Origin of the sequence: Cellulomonas sp. PS-H5 (assembly GCF_019265565.1) — a bacterium.
GTDB lineage: Bacteria > Actinomycetota > Actinomycetes > Actinomycetales > Cellulomonadaceae > Cellulomonas.
Map to the genome: position 1 here is coordinate 68,243 of NZ_JAHVCI010000011.1, position 16,266 is coordinate 84,508.

17 protein-coding genes are annotated in these 16,266 nt (G+C 74.4%); 10 read left to right on the top strand and 7 right to left on the bottom strand.

Annotation, left to right across the window (positions count from 1 at the left end; genetic code table 11):
- Positions 1 to 25: 25 nt before the first annotated feature.
- Complete coding sequence (locus J5O08_RS06930) at positions 26 to 436, top strand: cupin domain-containing protein (RefSeq protein WP_308281442.1); 411 nt, start codon at positions 26 to 28, stop codon at positions 434 to 436.
- The gene (locus tag J5O08_RS06935) at positions 433 to 813 is read left to right on the top strand and encodes a DUF2255 family protein (protein WP_218706155.1); all 381 of its coding nucleotides are present in this window, start codon (positions 433 to 435) and stop codon (positions 811 to 813) included. Before J5O08_RS06930 ends, J5O08_RS06935 begins: the two co-directional genes overlap by 4 nt.
- A gap of 31 nt (positions 814 to 844) precedes the next feature.
- On the opposite strand, the gene J5O08_RS06940 is transcribed toward J5O08_RS06935, so the two are convergent.
- Positions 845 to 1,267 (bottom strand): GNAT family N-acetyltransferase, encoded by a 423-nt coding sequence (locus J5O08_RS06940; RefSeq protein WP_218706156.1) that lies wholly within the window; start codon positions 1,265 to 1,267, stop codon positions 845 to 847.
- Positions 1,268 to 1,389: 122 nt separating this feature from the next.
- On the opposite strand from J5O08_RS06940, the gene J5O08_RS06945 reads away from it, so the two are divergent.
- Both J5O08_RS06945 and J5O08_RS06950 read left to right on the top strand, forming a co-directional pair.
- The gene (locus J5O08_RS06945; RefSeq protein WP_218706157.1) at positions 1,390 to 2,874 is read left to right on the top strand and encodes an amidase; all 1,485 of its coding nucleotides are present in this window, start codon (positions 1,390 to 1,392) and stop codon (positions 2,872 to 2,874) included.
- Between the two features lie 39 nt (positions 2,875 to 2,913).
- Positions 2,914 to 3,501: a sugar O-acetyltransferase gene (locus tag J5O08_RS06950; RefSeq protein ID WP_218706158.1), complete on the top strand. Its 588-nt coding sequence runs from the start codon at positions 2,914 to 2,916 to the stop codon at positions 3,499 to 3,501.
- 156 nt (positions 3,502 to 3,657) lie between these two features.
- Here the strand turns inward: J5O08_RS06950 and J5O08_RS06955 are convergent, their stop codons facing one another.
- The 4 genes from J5O08_RS06955 to J5O08_RS06970 all read right to left on the bottom strand — a co-directional run bounded on the left by J5O08_RS06955 (position 3,658) and on the right by J5O08_RS06970 (position 7,589).
- A complete protein-coding gene (locus J5O08_RS06955; RefSeq protein ID WP_217614768.1) occupies positions 3,658 to 3,855 on the bottom strand; it encodes a hypothetical protein in 198 nt (65 codons plus the stop codon).
- A gap of 342 nt (positions 3,856 to 4,197) precedes the next feature.
- Positions 4,198 to 6,165 (bottom strand): HNH endonuclease signature motif containing protein, encoded by a 1,968-nt coding sequence (locus J5O08_RS06960; RefSeq protein ID WP_218706159.1) that lies wholly within the window; start codon positions 6,163 to 6,165, stop codon positions 4,198 to 4,200.
- A gap of 114 nt (positions 6,166 to 6,279) precedes the next feature.
- On the bottom strand, positions 6,280 to 6,774 hold the full coding sequence (locus J5O08_RS06965) for an NUDIX domain-containing protein (protein ID WP_308160905.1): 495 nt from the start codon (positions 6,772 to 6,774) through the stop codon (positions 6,280 to 6,282).
- 2 nt (positions 6,775 to 6,776) lie between these two features.
- Positions 6,777 to 7,589, bottom strand: a complete 813-nt coding sequence (locus J5O08_RS06970; protein ID WP_217614769.1) for a DeoR/GlpR family DNA-binding transcription regulator — start codon at positions 7,587 to 7,589, stop codon at positions 6,777 to 6,779.
- 289 nt (positions 7,590 to 7,878) lie between these two features.
- Between J5O08_RS06970 and J5O08_RS06975 the strand changes: the two genes are divergently transcribed.
- The 6 genes from J5O08_RS06975 to J5O08_RS07000 all read left to right on the top strand — a co-directional run bounded on the left by J5O08_RS06975 (position 7,879) and on the right by J5O08_RS07000 (position 14,408).
- Entirely contained in the window at positions 7,879 to 9,156 is a 1,278-nt protein-coding gene (locus tag J5O08_RS06975) for a sugar ABC transporter substrate-binding protein (RefSeq protein WP_255589419.1), read from the top strand.
- 78 nt (positions 9,157 to 9,234) lie between these two features.
- A complete protein-coding gene (locus J5O08_RS21580) occupies positions 9,235 to 10,218 on the top strand; it encodes a sugar ABC transporter permease (protein ID WP_308281444.1) in 984 nt (327 codons plus the stop codon).
- A gap of 1 nt (position 10,219) precedes the next feature.
- The gene (locus tag J5O08_RS06985) at positions 10,220 to 11,104 is read left to right on the top strand and encodes a carbohydrate ABC transporter permease (protein ID WP_218706174.1); all 885 of its coding nucleotides are present in this window, start codon (positions 10,220 to 10,222) and stop codon (positions 11,102 to 11,104) included.
- A 58-nt stretch (positions 11,105 to 11,162) separates the two neighbouring features.
- Positions 11,163 to 12,029, top strand: coding sequence for a ketose-bisphosphate aldolase (locus J5O08_RS06990; RefSeq protein WP_147795023.1), 867 nt, complete (start codon positions 11,163 to 11,165; stop codon positions 12,027 to 12,029).
- A 118-nt stretch (positions 12,030 to 12,147) separates the two neighbouring features.
- Positions 12,148 to 13,347 (top strand): ADP-dependent glucokinase/phosphofructokinase, encoded by a 1,200-nt coding sequence (locus tag J5O08_RS06995; RefSeq protein ID WP_218706161.1) that lies wholly within the window; start codon positions 12,148 to 12,150, stop codon positions 13,345 to 13,347.
- Between the two features lie 5 nt (positions 13,348 to 13,352).
- Positions 13,353 to 14,408 (top strand): class I mannose-6-phosphate isomerase, encoded by a 1,056-nt coding sequence (locus J5O08_RS07000; RefSeq protein WP_218706175.1) that lies wholly within the window; start codon positions 13,353 to 13,355, stop codon positions 14,406 to 14,408.
- A gap of 10 nt (positions 14,409 to 14,418) precedes the next feature.
- Here the strand turns inward: J5O08_RS07000 and J5O08_RS07005 are convergent, their stop codons facing one another.
- Complete coding sequence (locus J5O08_RS07005; RefSeq protein ID WP_218706162.1) at positions 14,419 to 15,138, bottom strand: hypothetical protein; 720 nt, start codon at positions 15,136 to 15,138, stop codon at positions 14,419 to 14,421.
- Positions 15,139 to 15,204: 66 nt separating this feature from the next.
- Positions 15,205 to 16,041 (bottom strand): PhzF family phenazine biosynthesis protein, encoded by an 837-nt coding sequence (locus tag J5O08_RS07010; RefSeq protein ID WP_218706163.1) that lies wholly within the window; start codon positions 16,039 to 16,041, stop codon positions 15,205 to 15,207.
- Positions 16,042 to 16,266: the final 225 nt, after the last annotated feature.

Below are 16,266 nucleotides of genomic sequence, written 5' to 3' on the forward strand. Positions count from 1 at the left end.
CGCCGAGCGCACCGAGGAGACCCGCGTGGAGATCCGCACCCAGGAGCCGACGACCGCCGGCCCGTCCGCCTTGTTCACCGGCGACGTCTGGTTCGACGTCCTCGCCGCCCCTCCCGCCCCGTCGCGGCTGCGGGTCAACGTCGTCCGGTTCGCACCCGGAGCCCGCACGCACTGGCACAGCCACGCCGTGGGGCAGTCGCTGCGCGTGACCCAGGGCGTCGCCCGCGTCGGGACCCGCGACGGGCGCGTGGTCGAGGCGCTGCCGGGGCAGACCGTCTGGTGCCCGCCGGGCGAGGAGCACTGGCACGGCGCCGGCCCCGACGCCTTCATGGAGCACCTGGCGATGTGGGAGACGACCGACGCCCGGGACGGCTCGGAGACCACGTGGGCCGAGCCGGTCGACGACGCGCAGTACGCCGGGGGTGGGGCGCGATGAGCGGCTGGACCGCCGTCGAGCTCGAGCGGATCGGCCGGGCGGAGGAGCTGCGGCTCGCCTCCTCCCGGCCGGACGGCGCCCTCCGGCCGGCCGTGACCATCTGGGTGGTGCGGGTCGGCGACGACCTCGTGGTCCGCTCGGCGTACGGCCCGGGGAGCGGCTGGTTCCGCCGCGCGCAGGCGTCCGGCCGCGGCCGCGTCGAGGCCGGCGGCGTCACCCGGGACGTGCGGTTCGAGGCCGCCGACCCGGCCGCGCGCGACGCCGTCGACGCGGCGTACCACGCGAAGTACGACCGGTTCGGGCCGCGGATCGTCGGGTCCGTCGTGGGTCCGCAGGGCGTGGACGTGACGCTGCGGCTGGTGCCGGAGGGCGCCTGACGCGGCGCGGTGCGCCGGTGCGCGGGTGTGCTCAGAGCCGGGGCTCGACCACGCGCACCATGCCCGTCATGTCGCCGACCTCGAACCCCGCCGCCCGGTAGAGCGCGCTGCCCTCGGCCGTCGCGAACAGCGTGACGAACGCCGGCGCCGGCGCGCGCCGGGCGATCAGGTCCAGCACCCGCGCGAGCAGCGCCCGCCCGATGCCGCGCCCCTGCCGGTCGGGGAGCACGACGACGTCCTGGACCATGAAGTACTTCACGCCGTCGCCGACGACCCGCGCCATGCCGACGGTCTCGCCGTCGGCGGCCACGGCCACGACGCCCAGGGTCGAGCCGGCGAGCGACGCGGGCTGGGACGGCCAGTCGAACGCGTGGGCCCAGCCGACGGCCTCGGCCAGGCGGCGGTGCTCCTGCGGGGTGGGGAGGCGGTCCTCGAGCGTCACGTCGGCGGGCATGGGGCCCATGCTCGCGCGGGACCGTCGCACCCGGGTGCGCCCCTGCCGCGCGGCGCGGCGCCGGGTAGGTGCTCGCCGGGGCGGCCCCGTCGCCCGGGCCGCCGCGTGCCTAGGCTGGCCGGGTGACCGCGCTGCACGAGATGACCGCCCTGGCCCTCCGTGACCTGCTGAGGTCCGGCGAGCTCGACCCCGCCGACCTCGCCGAGCACTACCTGGCCCGCATCGCGGACCGCGACCCCGGGCTCGGCGCCTTCGCGACGGTCACGCCGGACCTCGCCCGGGAGCGCGCCGCCGCCCTGCGCCGCGACGCCCGCCCCGGACCGGATGCCCCGCTCTGGGGACTGCCCACGGCCGACAAGGACCTCACCGACCGGGTCGGCGTGCCGACGGGCTTCGGCTCGCGGGCGTTCGCCGGGCCGTACCGGTACGTGCCCGAGGTCAGCAGCGACATCACCCGGGTGCTCGACGACGCCGGCATCGTGTCGCTCGGCAAGACCGCGGCGCCCGAGCTCGGGTTCCCCTCGTACACCGAGACCCTCGTCGGGCCGCCCGCGCGCAACCCCTGGGACCCCTCGCGCGGGTCGGGCGGGTCGAGCGGCGGAGCGGCCGTCGCGGTGGCCGCCGGGCTGCTCCCGGTCGCGCCGGGGTCCGACGGCGGCGGGTCGGTCCGCATCCCCGCGGCCGCCTGCGGGCTCGTCGGGCTGAAGACCACCCGCGGGCTGCTGCCGGCCGGCGGTGGCGTGGAGTCGCTGGGCGGGCTCGTCGTGCACGGGCCGATCGCCCGGACCACCGCGGACGCCGCGCTGCTGCTCGAGGGCATGCTGCCGCGGCGCGCGGACGGCACAGTCGACCACCCGCGGACGCTCCGCACGGCCGCCGGCCCGCGGGGCTCCTACCTCGACGCCGCGCAGCAGGGCCGGACCCCGGACGGGCGGGCGGCCTTCCGGATCGGCGTCAGCACGTTCAGCGCGTGGGAAGGGGCGTACGACATCGTGCTCGGCCCCGAGGCGCGGGCCGCGCTCGACGCCGGGTCGACCGCGCTCGACGGCCTCGGCCACGCCGTCGTGGACACCGGCACCTGGGAGCCCGACCCCGCGTACGCGCCGGCGTTCCGGACCCTGTGGATGGCCGGCGCCGCCGCCGTGCCGATCGACGACCCCGAGCGGCTGGCGCTGCTGGAGCCGCTGACGCAGTGGCTGATCGAGCGCGGCCGGGTGGTCCCCGCGCGGCAGCTCGTCGAGGCCGTCGGGGCGCTCGCGGCCTTCGAGCGGACGATGGTCGCCCGGGTCGAGCAGTACGACGCGGTGCTGCTGCCCGCGATGGCGCTCACCCCGCGCCCGCTCGGCTGGTACGACGCCCAGGACCCGGAGCGGAACTTCGCCCAGCAGTGCGAGTACACGCCGTACACGTCGATGCTCAACGTGTGCGGCCTGCCCGCGATCACCGTCCCGACGCACTGGACCGAGCCCGACGCCGGCGCCCCCGCGGGGCTGCCGATGGGCGTGCAGCTCGTCGGGCGGCCCGGCGGCGAGCACGTGCTGCTGGCCCTCGCGGCGCAGCTGGAGGCGCGGCTGCGGTGGCCGGAGCGGCGACCGCCGGTCTGGTGACGCGGCGCGGTCAGCACGGTGCTCCCTAGCATCGTCCGCATGACGACCGACTACTTCGCCGACGACCCGCGCTCCCACCTCGAACGGATGCTCGCGGGCGACCTGTACGTCGCCGACGAGGAGATCGAGGACCTCACCCGCCGGTCGGCGCGGTTGGCGGAGGCCTACGGCCGGGTCGCGCTCCTCGACGACGCGGCGGCGCGCGCGATCCTCACCGACCTGCTCGGCACCCTCGGCGAGGGCTCGGGCATCCGCCCGCCGCTGCACGTCGACCTCGGCACGAACATCCACGTCGGCGCCCGCACCTTCGTGAACTTCAACCTCACGGCCCTCGACGTCGCGCCGATCCACATCGGCGACGACTGCATGATCGGCCCGAACGTGCAGCTGCTGACCCCGATCCACCCGATCGAGCCGCAGCCCCGCAAGGACAAGCTCGAGGGCTCGAAGCCGATCACGATCGGCGACAACGTCTGGCTCGGGGGCGGCGTCATCGTGTGCCCGGGCGTCACGATCGGGGACAACTCCGTCATCGGCGCGGGGTCGGTGGTCACCCGGGACATCCCGGCGAACGTCGTCGCGGTCGGGAACCCCGCGCGAGTGGTCCGGGAGGACATCGACCGGTGACCCGGCCGGACGCGGGGCGAGCGGTGGCCGGCCCGGTGAAGGAGGCAGACGTGAGGACCGGCGCGGTCGCGGAGGCGCGCGGCAGGCCCGGCGCCGTCTCGGAGGCCGACGGCAGGAGTGGCCGCGTCGCGGAGGCGGACAGCCAGGACCGGCCCGTCAGCTGGCGCGGCGCAGCTGGGCGTACGTCGCGGACATGCGCTCGAACTCGTCCCGGGTCAGGCCCATCGCCTCGATGAGCTCGGCCTCGAGCCGGTCGTAGGCGTCCTGCTCCGCGAGCGTGCGCGGCGGCGGCGTCGCCGAGAACCGCGCGTGGATCTCCCGGAGTCGCTCGTGGTCGATGGCCCGCCTGCTCATGTCCCGAACCGTACGACCCACCACTGACACGCCCCTGTGCGCGGGCCGTGGCGAACGCGCGCATGCTCGGGGAGCGGCCGGGGGTCCGGACACAGTGCTGCGGACGCGCTGGACAGGAAGCGGACACGCTCGACCTTGGGCGGGCACGCCCGGCCTGGGGCGGGCACGCCCGGATGGGTGCGGGCACGCCCGGATGGGTGCGGCGCGGCGGCACGCTCGGCCTGGGGCAGCAGCCCGAGGCGCGGCAGGGTCGGCCTGGGCAGCAGCCCGAGGCGCGGCACGCCACTGGGGAGGGGCGCGCTCGTACAGGGACGGATGCATCGGAGCGACCGACTCGCTGGGTCAGAACGGGGGTGGTGCGTCGTAGGGGTCGGCGGTGGCGTCGTGGCACTGCCCGGTGCCGGGACGGGTGAGGTATCGGTGCCCGGTGGGGGTGATCCACTCGTAGAGCCCGGGTTCGATCTGCCGCAGCCGGAACCCGCCGTCGGTCTTGAGGCGGTGGTGCCGGTGGCAGACCGGTCCGAGGTTGTCGGCATCGGTGCGGCCAAGGGGCGCGTCGGGGTCACCGCCGGGTTGGGGGTGGAACTCCTGGGTGTGGTCGAGCTCGCATGCGCAGGCGGGGACCCTGCAGCCGGGTGCGGCGCACGTTCCGTCGCGGGTGCGGACGAGTTCGGCCAGGGCGGCGGGTGGTCGATACCGTTCGCGGCCGACGTCCAGGACCCGGTCGGTCAAGGGGTCGGTGACGACCCGCTGCCACACACCCCCGATCGCCAGGGCCCTTGCCTGGACGGCGTCGATGGGGCCGTGGCCGTCGAGGTGCGCGGGCTGGTCGTCCAGCCCGAGCAGGGTCGAGGCGGGGATGGTGATCCGGACCTCGGCGCCGGGACGGCCCGAGCAGCGGGTGCAGCCGCGGCGAGCGGGAGCGGACGCGGGGGTGGTCACGACGGCGCTCGGCGCAGCGGCGGGTGCAGCGGCATCGCCCGGCGCGCCCGGCGCGACGGTGTCGCTCGCCGCGCTCGACGCGACGGTGTCGCTCGCCGCGATCGGCACCGCGGCTCTGGTCGGAGCGCCAGGCACCGCGGCTCTGGTCGGAGCGCCAGGCACCGCGGCTCCGGTACCGGTCTTGGTCGCCGTCGCCGTCGCGGGCGCGGTCTTCGTCTCCGTCGCAGTCTCGGTCGAGGTGGCGGGCGGCCCGGCCAGCACGCGGGGGTCATTTGAGCCGGGCACCGAGTGTGCACCTGAGTCGCCGAGCGGGATGAGCCTCGCGATCGGGATCGGCTCCACCGGGCGGGTGAGCAGCGCACCGTCCCGGTCGGTCATGGTCGCCCCGTTCCACGACCGTCTCGGCTCCGGCGGCACCGGCAGGCCCGGGGACAGGTGGACCTCGAACGCCGGACCATCCGACGCGGGGACGTCCCCGACCACCAGGTCGCGCAGACCATCCGCGCGCAGCTGGTCCAGGGTCCGGTCGTCACCCAGCGCCTTGGCGGTCTTCGCAGCGTGGGTCAGGACCCCGTCGACCCGCAGCGCGTCCGCCGCGTCGAGCACCAGCCACATCGAGGCCATCCCGTCCGGCTGGGGGCGCGGGTGGGACACCTTCCTCGTGCAGCGGGCGCGTTCGCGGCGGGCGGCGGCGCCCTCGGGGTCGACCAACCGGATCTCCCGCGCCACCCGCTGCCGCAGCTCGGCGACGGAGCACTGGTCGGCCTCGGGCAGCACGGCGTCCTCCACGGCGTGCGCGACCTGGAACGACAGGTCCGCCAACTCGGCGGTCAGGACCTGGGCCTTGGCGGGGTCGAGGTGCCCGACCTCCAACGCTTCCCGGGTCGCGCCGAGCATCCCGTCGAGCACCAGCGCCCGGTGCACGGTCTTCATCGCAGTGACCCGCGGCCACCCCAGCCGCATCACCAGCTCGTCCCCGGCCACGCAGGCCTGCGTCGGCGGCGCACCGGCCAGCGGGGACCACTCCGGGCTCATCTCCGGCCGGGAGGCGAGCTCGGCGACCATGGCCAGCTTGCGGGCGTGCTGATGACTCTCGACCCGGTCCTGCGCGGCGATCACCTCGACCAGGATCTTCGAGGACAGCACCCGCAGGTCCAGCCCTCGCAGCCAGGCGTCCAGCTCTGGCCCCGGCGGGCAGGCCGCGATCGCCTCGACCTGCCGCTGCTCGCCGGTTCGCGGCGCGCCACCGGCCGCCACGACGGGGTCCGGGCCGAAGTCCGTCAGGCACGTCCCGTCGGGCCCGTAGACCGGCAGCACGACGGCGGCGACCGGGTCGCCGTCGGAGTGTTCCTGCAGGTCAGATGCCATGGAACGACACTACCGACGGCCACCGACACGACCCCGGCGCCCGACCCCCGCCCTGGGGACGACGCACGACGACGGCACCTGTGGACGGCTCGGCACCCGCACGCCCGGCCCGGCTCAGCGGCCGGAGAGGTGCGCCAGCAGCCGGTCCAGGAACTCCGCCTGGGCGGCCACGACGAGCTCCCTGGCCTCCGGCACCGGCACCCACCGCAGCTCGTCGAGCTCGGGGAACGTCACCGTGCGCCCGCTGCGCGGGGGCCAGTCGACCGTCACCTGGCTCACCGGTCCGCGCGGGGCGTCGAGGTCGAGGGTGGCGGCCCGCGCCCAGACCCGGACCACCTTCCCTGCGCGCTGCCGGACCTCGCCGAGGTCGACGTCCTCCCCGTCGGGCGCGGGGACGCCGACCTCCTCGGCGAACTCGCGCAGCGCGGTGGCGTGCGGGTCCTCGCCGTCCAGCGGCTCCCCCTTGGGGACGGTCCAGCCGTGCGGCTTGCGCGCCCAGAACGGGCCGCCCATGTGCCCGAGCAGGACCTCGGGCGCGCCGGGGCCCCCGGCGCCCGGCCGGTGCAGCAGCAGCCCCGCGCTCGTGCGGGCGGCAGCGGCGACGGCCACGCTCAGGACTCCGGGAGCAGGACCTCGACGCCGGCCTCGTCCAGCGCCGTGCGCAGGTCGGCGGGCGGCGGGGCGTCGGTGACGAGGTAGTCCGCCCGGCCGAGCTCGGCGATCTGCGCGAACAGGCGGCGGCTGAACTTCGACGAGTCGGCGAGCACCGCGACCCGGTCGGCGCGGTCCATCATGTCGCCCATCATCGAGGCCTCGACCAGGTTGCTCGTCGAGTACCCGACGTCGGCGGACACGGCCCCGACGCCGATGAGCGCGAGGTCGCACCGGATGTCGACCTCCGGCTGGTGGGTCCACGCGGGCAGCCGCACGGGCCCGAGCGTGGCCTGGTCGGTGATCCGCACGCTGCCGCCGAACACGTAGAGGTCGCGGTACGCGGACGGGGCGAGCTCGGTCGCGCCGCGCAGGCTGTTGGTGGCGACGGTCAGGTCGCGCCGTTCGCCGAGCGCCCGGACGAGGGCGAGCGTCGTGGTGCCGGCGTTGACGATGATCGCCTGCCCGTCCCGCACCAGCGCGGCCGCCCGGGCGCCGATCCGCTCCTTGGCCTGGGTCTGCATGCGCATCCGCACGTCGAGCTCCGTGTTGGGGCGCGGGGCGGTGCTGAGACCGACGGCGCCGCCGTGGGTGCGGACGAGCACGCCGTCGGCGTCGAGCTGGTCGAGGTCGCGGCGGATGGTGTCCGCGGACACGTCGAACCGGTCGGCGAGCTGCGCGACGGTGACCTCGCCGGTCTCGGTCACGTACGCGGCGAGCTCGGCCTTGCGCCCTGCCGGGAGGCGGCGCGGTGCGGTGTCGGAGGACGACATGCAGAAACTTCTAGCACAAAACCGCGCGCTCTCGCAGGAAGTCGCGGATACCTACCGCATGGTCACGCATCGTGCCGTCGCGGCTGCTTGCGACCGGTTTGCCCCGCGATCGCCCGGTACGACGGTGGTGATCGCGAGAGGGCGTCGCCAGGTCTCGGTGCGATAACGCGCGGGGATCCTCCCTTGACGCCCGCAGAGAGTCGCACTAGCGTGCTCAAACACGCAGAGAAGCGCACTCAGCCGCACAAAGCGGCATCCCGGAGGGAGAGTCATGAGCAACGGAGCTCGGATGCGATACCTCAGTGCCGCGGCCATCGCCGGGGCCTCGGCCCTGGTCCTGACCGCGTGCGGCAGCGGCGGCGACGCCGCGGTCGGTGGCGGGTCGGACGGCGGTGACGTCACGCTCGAGTTCGCGCAGTGGTGGGAGCCCGAGCTGCCCGACGGCGCGTTCCGCGAGCTGATGGACAAGTTCGAGGACGAGAACCCCGGCATCACCGTCGAGCTGCTGAGCGGCCCGTACGCGTCGACCAAGGAGCAGGTCCTCGCCGGAGCCGCGGCCGGCACGATGTCGGACGTGGTCGGCCTGGACGGCGCCTGGGTCAACGACTTCGCGAAGCAGGGCGCGATCGCCGACCTGTCGGCTCTGATGGCGGACGACGGGTTCGACGACAGCCAGCTGGTCAGCCAGGTCCAGGTGGACGGCTCGACCTACATGATCCCGGTCGTGAACTTCGTGTACCCGATGTTCACGAACGACGACCTGCTCGCCCAGGCCGGCGTGGACGCGCCGCCGAGCACGCGCACCGAGTTCCAGGACGCGGCCGAGGGCATCACGGCCCTGGGCGACAACACCTACGGCTGGGTGCTGCCGCTGTCGCTCGAAGCCCCGAACGGCGTCCAGAACGACGTCATGTCGTGGGTCTGGGCGTCTGGCGGCTCGATGCTCGACGACGGCCAGCCGGCGCTCACCGACAACCCGGATGTGGAGAGCGGCGTGCAGTTCGTCGCCGACCTGTGGGACGCGGGGGTCGTCGCGCCGGGCTCCTTCACGATGAAGGAGCAGGACAAGGTCGAGGAGTTCACCAACGGCCGGGTCGGCATGATGATCGACTCCCTGGCCCACGTGACCACGATCCAGGAGGCCAACCCCGACCTGCAGTTCTCGATCTCCGCCATCCCGGCCGAGGACGGGTACACGGGCGAGCGCGGCATCCCCTACGCCTCGTGGGGCATCGGCGTCGCGGAGAACTCGGAGCACAAGGCCGAGGCGATGAAGCTCGTCGAGTTCCTCATGAGCGAGGAGACCAACGCCGAGCTGTCGTCGATCGCGAACGCGTTCCCGGGCAACACGGAGTCCGTGCCGGACTTCGTCGAGGACAACGAGCTGTTCGCGACCGCGTTCGAGATCTACCAGGACGGCTACCCGGCGAACGAGTTCACGGGCCTGCCCGTCGCCGAGGAGCTGATGCGGCAGCTCGGCGAGCAGCTGCAGAAGAGCCTCAACGGCGACCAGAGCGTCGACGACGCGCTCACCGCTGCGCAGAAGCAGTGGGAGAGCGAGTTCTGACCGACCCCTCCAGCGACCGCGCCGGGCGGGGATCCCTGAACCCGCCCGGCGTGGTCCCCCGGTCAAGGAGGACCGAGAGTGTTCACCTCGCACGTCGAGCGACCCGTGGTCGCTCCCACCGCCGGCGGCTCGCCGGGCCCGGACCGCGCGGCCCCGGCCGAGCAGCCGCCCGCCCGCTCCGGCTGGGAGCGGCTGAAGCGCCGGCTCACGCCGTACGGGTTCCTGACGCCGACCGGCGTCCTCATGGCGATCCTCATGCTCACGCCGATCGTCATGGTGATCTGGTACTCGCTGCTGGACGGCGTGATCACCACCAAGAACTCGGCGTTCGTCGGGTTCGCGAACTACGCCGAGGTGCTCACCGACCCGGTGTTCTACACCGCGGTCCGCAACACGCTCGTGTTCACCGTCTCCAGCGTCGTGGCGCACTTCGCGATCGGCCTCGGCTTCGCGATGCTGCTCAACACCCCGCTGCTGAGCCACCGCACCAAGGCCTTCTTCCGCGTGATCTACGTCCTGCCGTGGCTGTTCACGGTGGCGATCATCGCGGTGCTGTGGCGGCTGCTGCTCAACCCGAACGGCGTCGTCAACTACCTGCTCGGCTCGCTCGGGATCACGGGCGGCCAGACCGAGTGGCTGGCCGACCCGAGCACCGCGCTCGCCGCGGTGACGTTCATCAACATCTGGTCCGGCTACCCGTTCTTCATGATCAGCCTGCTGGCGGGCCTGCAGGGCATCCCCAAGGACCTGTACGAGGCCGCCCGGGTGGACGGGGCCACGCCGTTCCAGCAGTTCCGGAACGTCACCCTCCCGCAGCTGCGCCCGATCATCATCTCGATGGCGCTGCTGGACTTCATCTGGACCACGCAGCAGTTCGCGCTGATCTGGATGACCACCGGCGGCGGGCCGATCAACGCGACCGAGATGCTCAGCACCTTCACCTACAAGCTCGCGTTCAGCCGCTACGAGTTCTCGGTGGCGTCCGCGTCCGCGGTGGTCGTGCTGCTGCTGTCGATGGTCCTCGCATTCTTCTACGTCCGGCACCAGAAGGCGCGTGACTGACATGGCGACCCTGACCCCGACCCCCGTGCGCGCCGGTTCCCGCGAGCTGCGCCGCCCGCCCGCCAAGACCGGCCAGAAGGCGCTCGTGCTGATCGCGCTGACGCTCGGCGCGCTGTTCGCCGGCCTGCCGGTGCTGTGGATGCTGTCGAGCTCGTTCAAGGCGAACCCGGAGATCTTCGCGTCGCCGCCGCGGTTGATCACCGAGGGTTTCTCCTTCGACGCGTACACGTCGATCCTGACGGACCCGGTGAAGCTCCGGTTCTTCGGGAACTCGTACCTCGTGGCTGGCGCGGTGACGCTGCTGACGCTGCTCGTCGCGGTGCTCGCGGCCTACGCGTTCAGCCGCTACGAGTTCCGCGGCAAGAAGGTCATCAACGTGGTGATCGTCAGCGTGCAGGCGGTCCCGCCGATCACGCTGCTGATCCCGTACTTCGGCCTGGTGGTGGCGCTCAAGCTCTACAACACCTACCCCGGCCTGATCCTCACGTACATGGTGTTCACGCTGCCCTACGCGATCATCATGATGACCGGCTACTTCAACACCCTGCCGCGGGAGCTCGACGAGGCCGTCAAGGTCGACGGCGCCGGGCCGCTCACCGCCCTGTGGCGCATCCTCGTCCCCATCTCGGTGCCCGGCCTCGTCTCCGTCGGGATCTACACCTTCATGATCGCGTGGAACGAGTTCCTGTTCGCGCTGACGCTCACCCGCACCGAGGACATGCGGACCGTCCCGATCGGCATCCAGCTCCTCATGGGCCAGCACTCGTACAACTGGAACGAGATGATGGCGATGAGCATTCTCGGGTGCATTCCCGTACTCATTCTCTTCCTGTTCTTCCAGCGGTACTTCATCGGTGGGATGACTGCAGGGGCGGTCAAGGTCTGACGACCTCGGCCACGGCACGGCAACGACGCACGACCCGACACGAAAGAGGAGTCACCCCATGTTGATGAACGGCGCGGACCTGCTGGCCGTCGCGAACGAGCACAGCTTCGCGGTGCCGGCGTTCAACATCAGCGACTACGCGATGTTCAACGGCATCGTCGACGTCTCGGAGCAGCGGCGCGCGCCGCTGATCGTGGCGATCCACCCCGACGAGGTCAGCCACATCGGCCACGACGTCCTTCCCGCGCTGATCCAGCGGGCGCACAAGGCGACCGTGCCGGTGACGATCCACTGGGACCACGGCGGCACCTACGAGCAGATGCTCCGGGCGTTCCAGATCGGGTTCACCTCGGTGATGATCGACGGCTCGATGCTCCCGTACGAGGAGAACGTCGCGCTGACCGCCAAGGTCGTCGAGGCCGCGCACGCCGTGGGCGTCTCGGTCGAGGGCGAGCTCGGCACCATCGGCAAGCTCGACGAGCAGGCCGAGGCCGGCGTCGCGGTGTCGGACATCATCTACACCGACCCGGACCAGGCCGTCGACTTCGTGCGGCGCACCGGCGTCGACAGCCTCGCGGTCGCGATCGGCACGGCGCACGGCCTGTACCCGAAGGGCCTCACCCCGGAGCTCAAGCTGGACCTGCTGACCGAGATCAAGTCCCGGCTCCCGATCCCGCTCGTGCTGCACGGCGGGTCGGGCAACCCGGACGACGAGATCGGCCGCGCGGTGAAGCTCGGCGTGAACAAGATCAACATCTCCAGCGACATCAAGGTCGCCTACCACGACCGGATGCGCGAGGTCCTGGCCGACCTCACGCTCCGCGAGCCGAACACGATCCAGCCGCCGGCCATCGAGGCGATGAACGCCGTCGCGGCGCAGAAGATCGAGCTGTTCGACGCCGCGGGCAAGGCCGACCTGTACTGAGGTCGGCGCCACGGATGCCCCGGTCCGGGTCGGTCCACCCCGGCCCGGACCGGGCTGCACCACCACCGTCGGCACCGGCCGGCACCGCACGACCGCACGGACCGCGAAGGAGCGGCAGATGGGCACGCGCTACGTCCTCGGGCTCGGGGGGACCGTCGACTACGAGATCGACTGGGACCCCGCGACGCTGACCCGGCTGGCGGCCGAGTGGGGCCTGCGGGCCGACGAGCTCGACGCCGGGGTGCCGATCCTCAGCGAGCGGGACCTGCTGCGGTCTCTGCTCGGGTTCGTCCGGGACGGCGTCGGGGGCGAGCGGTTCGTCGCGTCCTCGGAGATCGTCGAGGCGTTCGCCCGCCGGTTCGAGCGCCGCGTGACCCTGGGCGGCACCTGCGTGCGCGCCGCCATCGCGATGGACCGGGTGCGCGACCTGCCGGCCCTGGTGCATCTCGTCAGCATCGACGACGACGTCCGGCGGCTGCTGCCGGCCTCGACGACCTACCTGTGCTCGGCGGACCGCGACACCACCGACCCGCACCTGATCGTGCAGTATCCCGCGGCGTCGCCGGTGCGGGTGGCGGGCGAGGATGTGGTGGCCGCGCACCCGAACCGGCTGATCTACGTCAACGACCCGCCGAACCTGGAGCTCGTGCTGCACCCCGGGCTGGGCGACGCGGTGGCGGCCGCGGACGTGACGCTGATGTCGGGGTTCAACGTGATCCAGGACCGCGCGCTGCTGGCCGACCGGCTCGCGACCGTCGCCGCAGCGCTCGACGGCCGGGCGCCGGGGTCGTTCGCCTACTTCGAGGACGCCGGGTACCACGTGCCCGCGCTCCGGGCCGACGTGCGGGACGCCCTCGCCGGCCGGGTCGACGCCTGGGCGATGAACGAGGACGAGCTGCAGGCCTGGATCGGCCGCGCGGTCGACCTGCTGGACGCGGCGGACGTCGCGAAGGCGCTGGTCGACCTCCGGGCCGCGGTGCCCGCGCGCACCCTCGTCGTGCACACGAGGTACTGGGCCCTGGCGTCGGGGCCGGGCGCCGACGACCTGCGCCCGGCGCTGCGCGGCGGCATCACGATGGCGAGCACCCGCTACCTGCACGGCGACGACTTCACGGTCGACGACTACGCCGCGACGGGCGCGCGCGAGCCGGGTCCGCTGGGCGCCCGGTTCGCGGTGGAGGTCGAGGCGGTCGCGGGCGCGGCGGCCGGCGCGGTGGCGTGCGAGCCCGCGTACGCGCTCGACGTGCCGCGGCCGACGACGATCGGGTTGGGCGACACGTTCGTCGGCGGGTTCCTCGCGGCGCTGGCGGACCGGTGACGGCGATGGGCGTCGTCGGCGCGGGTGCGGTGCCGGCGGGCAGCGCGCCCACCGGGCCGGTCGTGCTGGCGGCGAACCAGCCGGCGGACCGGTTCTACGCGGGCGGCGCGCGGATCGCGGAGTTCCGCGGGCCCACCGGATCGCCCGCCGGGGGCGACCACGTGCCCGAGGACTGGGTGGGCTCGGCGACGACGCTGTTCGGCGAGGACGCGCTCGGCCTGACCGTGCTGCCCGGCGGCGGAACGCTCGCCGACGCGGTCGCGGCCGACCCCGTCGCCTGGCTCGGCCCGGAGCGCGCGGTCGCGCACGGCGCCGACGTCGGCCTGCTGGTCAAGCTCCTCGACGCGGGCGAGCGGCTGCCGGTGCACGCGCACCCCGACGTGCCGTTCGCCGCGCAGCACCTGGGCCTCACGCACGGCAAGACGGAGGCGTGGGTGGCGCTGACCGCCGCGCCGGTGCACCTCGGGTTCCGCCGTGACGTCGGCGCGGACGAGCTGCGCCGGTGGGTGGACGAGCAGGACAGCGGGGCGGTGCTCGACGCGATGCACGTGCTGGACCTGGAGCCGGGAGACGCGGTCCTGGTCCCGGCGGGCCTGCCGCACGCGATCGGCGCCGGGGCGTTCGTCGTCGAGCTCCAGGAGCCGACCGACCTGTCGATCCTCGTCGAGTGGGCGGGCTTCGCGATCGACGGGGCCGCCGCGGGGCATCTCGGGCTCGGGTTCGACGCGGCCCTCACGGCGGTCGACCGCCGGGGCTGGTCGGCCGCGGAGATCGCCGCGCTGCGCGGGGCGCGGGTCGTCGACACCGGCGACCTGCTGCCCGCCGCCGCGCCGTTCTTCCGGGTCGAGCGGTGGCGCGGCTCGGGCGAGTGGGACGCGGGGTTCGCGGTGGCGGTCGTCGTCGGCGGCGCGGGCGCCCTCGTGCAGCCGGGCGGCGTCCGCACGGAGGTGCGCCGCGGGTCGACGGTGCTCGTCCCGTGGTCGGCCGGTCCGCTGCGGCTGGAGCCGGCGGCGGGGGAGACGCTCGAGGTGCTGCGGTGCCGGCCGCCGGCGGTCGGCTAGCGGCGCGGGATCAGCAGCCGGCCTCGTCGTACGCGCAGAGCAGGCCCCACGCCTCCTGCGCCAGCCCGGTCGCGGTCGCGCGCTCCGTCGCGATGGTGCCCTCGCCGCCCTCGAACCCGACGAGCGTGATCGCCGGGCCGCGCCGGGTGAGCGCCAGGTAGCTGCCCACCGCGTCGTCGATCGAGCCCTCCGCGGAGGCGCCGTAGTAGTCGGTCGCGAGGCCCAGGCCCTGCGCGCCGACCTCGACCTGCTCGACCACGTACGTGGTGGCGCTGTCGGAGGCGTACCGGGTGCAGGCGGCGAGCGCGGCGGTCAGCCGGTCGGCCTCGGCCACCGCGGCGTCCGCGTCGGGCAGCAGCACCACCTGGTGCACCCCGACCGGCGACTCCGCCTCGCCCGAGCCCTGCGCGACCGTGCGCATCGCGATCGCCTCCGTCGGCGTGCCCGCATCGCAGGACTCCGGCAGCCGCCAGTCGACGACGCCGGCCGACTCCTCGCGCGGGCCCTCGGGTCCGGTGCCCTGCCAGGACGTCTCGGGCAGCATGACCTCCGGCGGGACGTCGGTGGCGACCGGCGCGGTCGGGTCGCCGGTCGGGGCCGAGCCGGACGCCGTCGGCGCCGGCTCCGCCGCCGTGGTGCTCGGGTCCTGCGTGGTCGGGTCCGCCGAGGTGCAGCCCGCGAGGGCGAGGGCGCACGCGGCGACGGTCAGGGTCCGCGTGGTGGTCCGCATGCCGTCCAGCCAAGCAGCGATGCCGCAGGCCCGCGCGCCGGGGGCCGGCCCCGCGGGGCCCCGCGGTCAGTCGCGGACGGTGCCCTCGATGCACGTCACGGTGTCGCCGCCGACCCACACCGTGCCGTCCGCGTCGCGCTCGACGTGGACCCGGCCCGCGCGGCCGAGCGCGGTGCCCTGCGCCGCGACGTACCGCTCCGGGGCGCGGCCGGTGCGGATGAGCCACTGCCCGATCGAGGCGTTGAGGCTCCCGGTGACCGGGTCCTCGGTGAGCCCCATGCCCGGGGCGAAGCCGCGCACCTCGAACGCCGTCTCGCCGCCGTCGGGGTGCGGTCCGACCACGCCCACGTCGACGCCCTCGATTGCGGCCCAGTCCGGGCGCAGGCCCAGGACGCGGTCCGCGGAGTCGAGGAGCAGCACGTGCCACCGCGGGCCGTTGTCCAGGAGGCGGTGGTCGACCACGGCGTCCGAGGGCAGGGCCAGGGCGGCGAGCACGCGGTCGAGAGTGGCGGCGTCGACCGGGGCGTCCTCGCGGGGCTCGGGCGCGGCGAACTGCAGGCCGCCCGCGCCCCGACGCAGGACGACCGGACCCACGCCGCACTCCTGGACGATCGTGCTGCCGCCCGCCGGCCGGCCCCCCGCGGCGAGCCAGGCGTGGCAGGACCCGAGCGTCGGGTGCCCCGCGAACGGCAGCTCGCCCCCGGGCGTGAAGATGCGCAGCCGGTAGTCCGCCGCGGCCGGGTCGGTGGGGCGGAGCAGGAACGTCGTCTCCGACAGGTTCGTCCACCGGGCGAACGCGGCCATCTGGGCGTCGGTGAGGCCGTCGGCGTCGTGCACGACCGCGACGGGGTTGCCGCGGTACGGCTCGGCGGTGAAGACGTCGACCTGGGTGAACGGGCGCACGGGTCCACCGTAGAGCGCGGCGGTCCGGGGGACTCCCGCGGGGCGCCTCAGCCCCCGTACGGCGGGAGCCCAGGCGGCGGCTGGCGCGGGACCGCGCCCGGGGGCACGCCCGGAGCCGGGTCGGGGGTCCACGCGAGCGGCGTGCGCGGCGCCCCGTCGGTCGGCCACGCGGCCGGGGCGGCGGGTGCCGCCGGCCCGCCCGCACCGCCCGGCGGGTACCAGCCC

Bases quoted from the DNA above. Each gene is read 5' to 3' on its own strand.
- J5O08_RS06950 (WP_218706158.1), top strand. From the start codon at position 2,914: ATGACGACCGACTACTTCGCCGACGACCCGCGCTCCCACCTCGAACGG.
- J5O08_RS06955 (WP_217614768.1), bottom strand. From the start codon at position 3,855: ATGAGCAGGCGGGCCATCGACCACGAGCGACTCCGGGAGATCCACGCG.
- J5O08_RS06940 (WP_218706156.1), bottom strand. From the start codon at position 1,267: ATGCCCGCCGACGTGACGCTCGAGGACCGCCTCCCCACCCCGCAGGAG.
- J5O08_RS06970 (WP_217614769.1), bottom strand. From the start codon at position 7,589: ATGTCGTCCTCCGACACCGCACCGCGCCGCCTCCCGGCAGGGCGCAAG.
- J5O08_RS07000 (WP_218706175.1), top strand. From the start codon at position 13,353: ATGGGCGTCGTCGGCGCGGGTGCGGTGCCGGCGGGCAGCGCGCCCACC.
- J5O08_RS06960 (WP_218706159.1), bottom strand. From the start codon at position 6,165: ATGGCATCTGACCTGCAGGAACACTCCGACGGCGACCCGGTCGCCGCC.
- J5O08_RS06985 (WP_218706174.1), top strand. From the start codon at position 10,220: ATGGCGACCCTGACCCCGACCCCCGTGCGCGCCGGTTCCCGCGAGCTG.
- J5O08_RS06990 (WP_147795023.1), top strand. From the start codon at position 11,163: ATGTTGATGAACGGCGCGGACCTGCTGGCCGTCGCGAACGAGCACAGC.
- J5O08_RS06995 (WP_218706161.1), top strand. From the start codon at position 12,148: ATGGGCACGCGCTACGTCCTCGGGCTCGGGGGGACCGTCGACTACGAG.
- J5O08_RS06975 (WP_255589419.1), top strand. From the start codon at position 7,879: ATGCGATACCTCAGTGCCGCGGCCATCGCCGGGGCCTCGGCCCTGGTC.
- J5O08_RS06935 (WP_218706155.1), top strand. From the start codon at position 433: ATGAGCGGCTGGACCGCCGTCGAGCTCGAGCGGATCGGCCGGGCGGAG.
- J5O08_RS07005 (WP_218706162.1), bottom strand. From the start codon at position 15,138: ATGCGGACCACCACGCGGACCCTGACCGTCGCCGCGTGCGCCCTCGCC.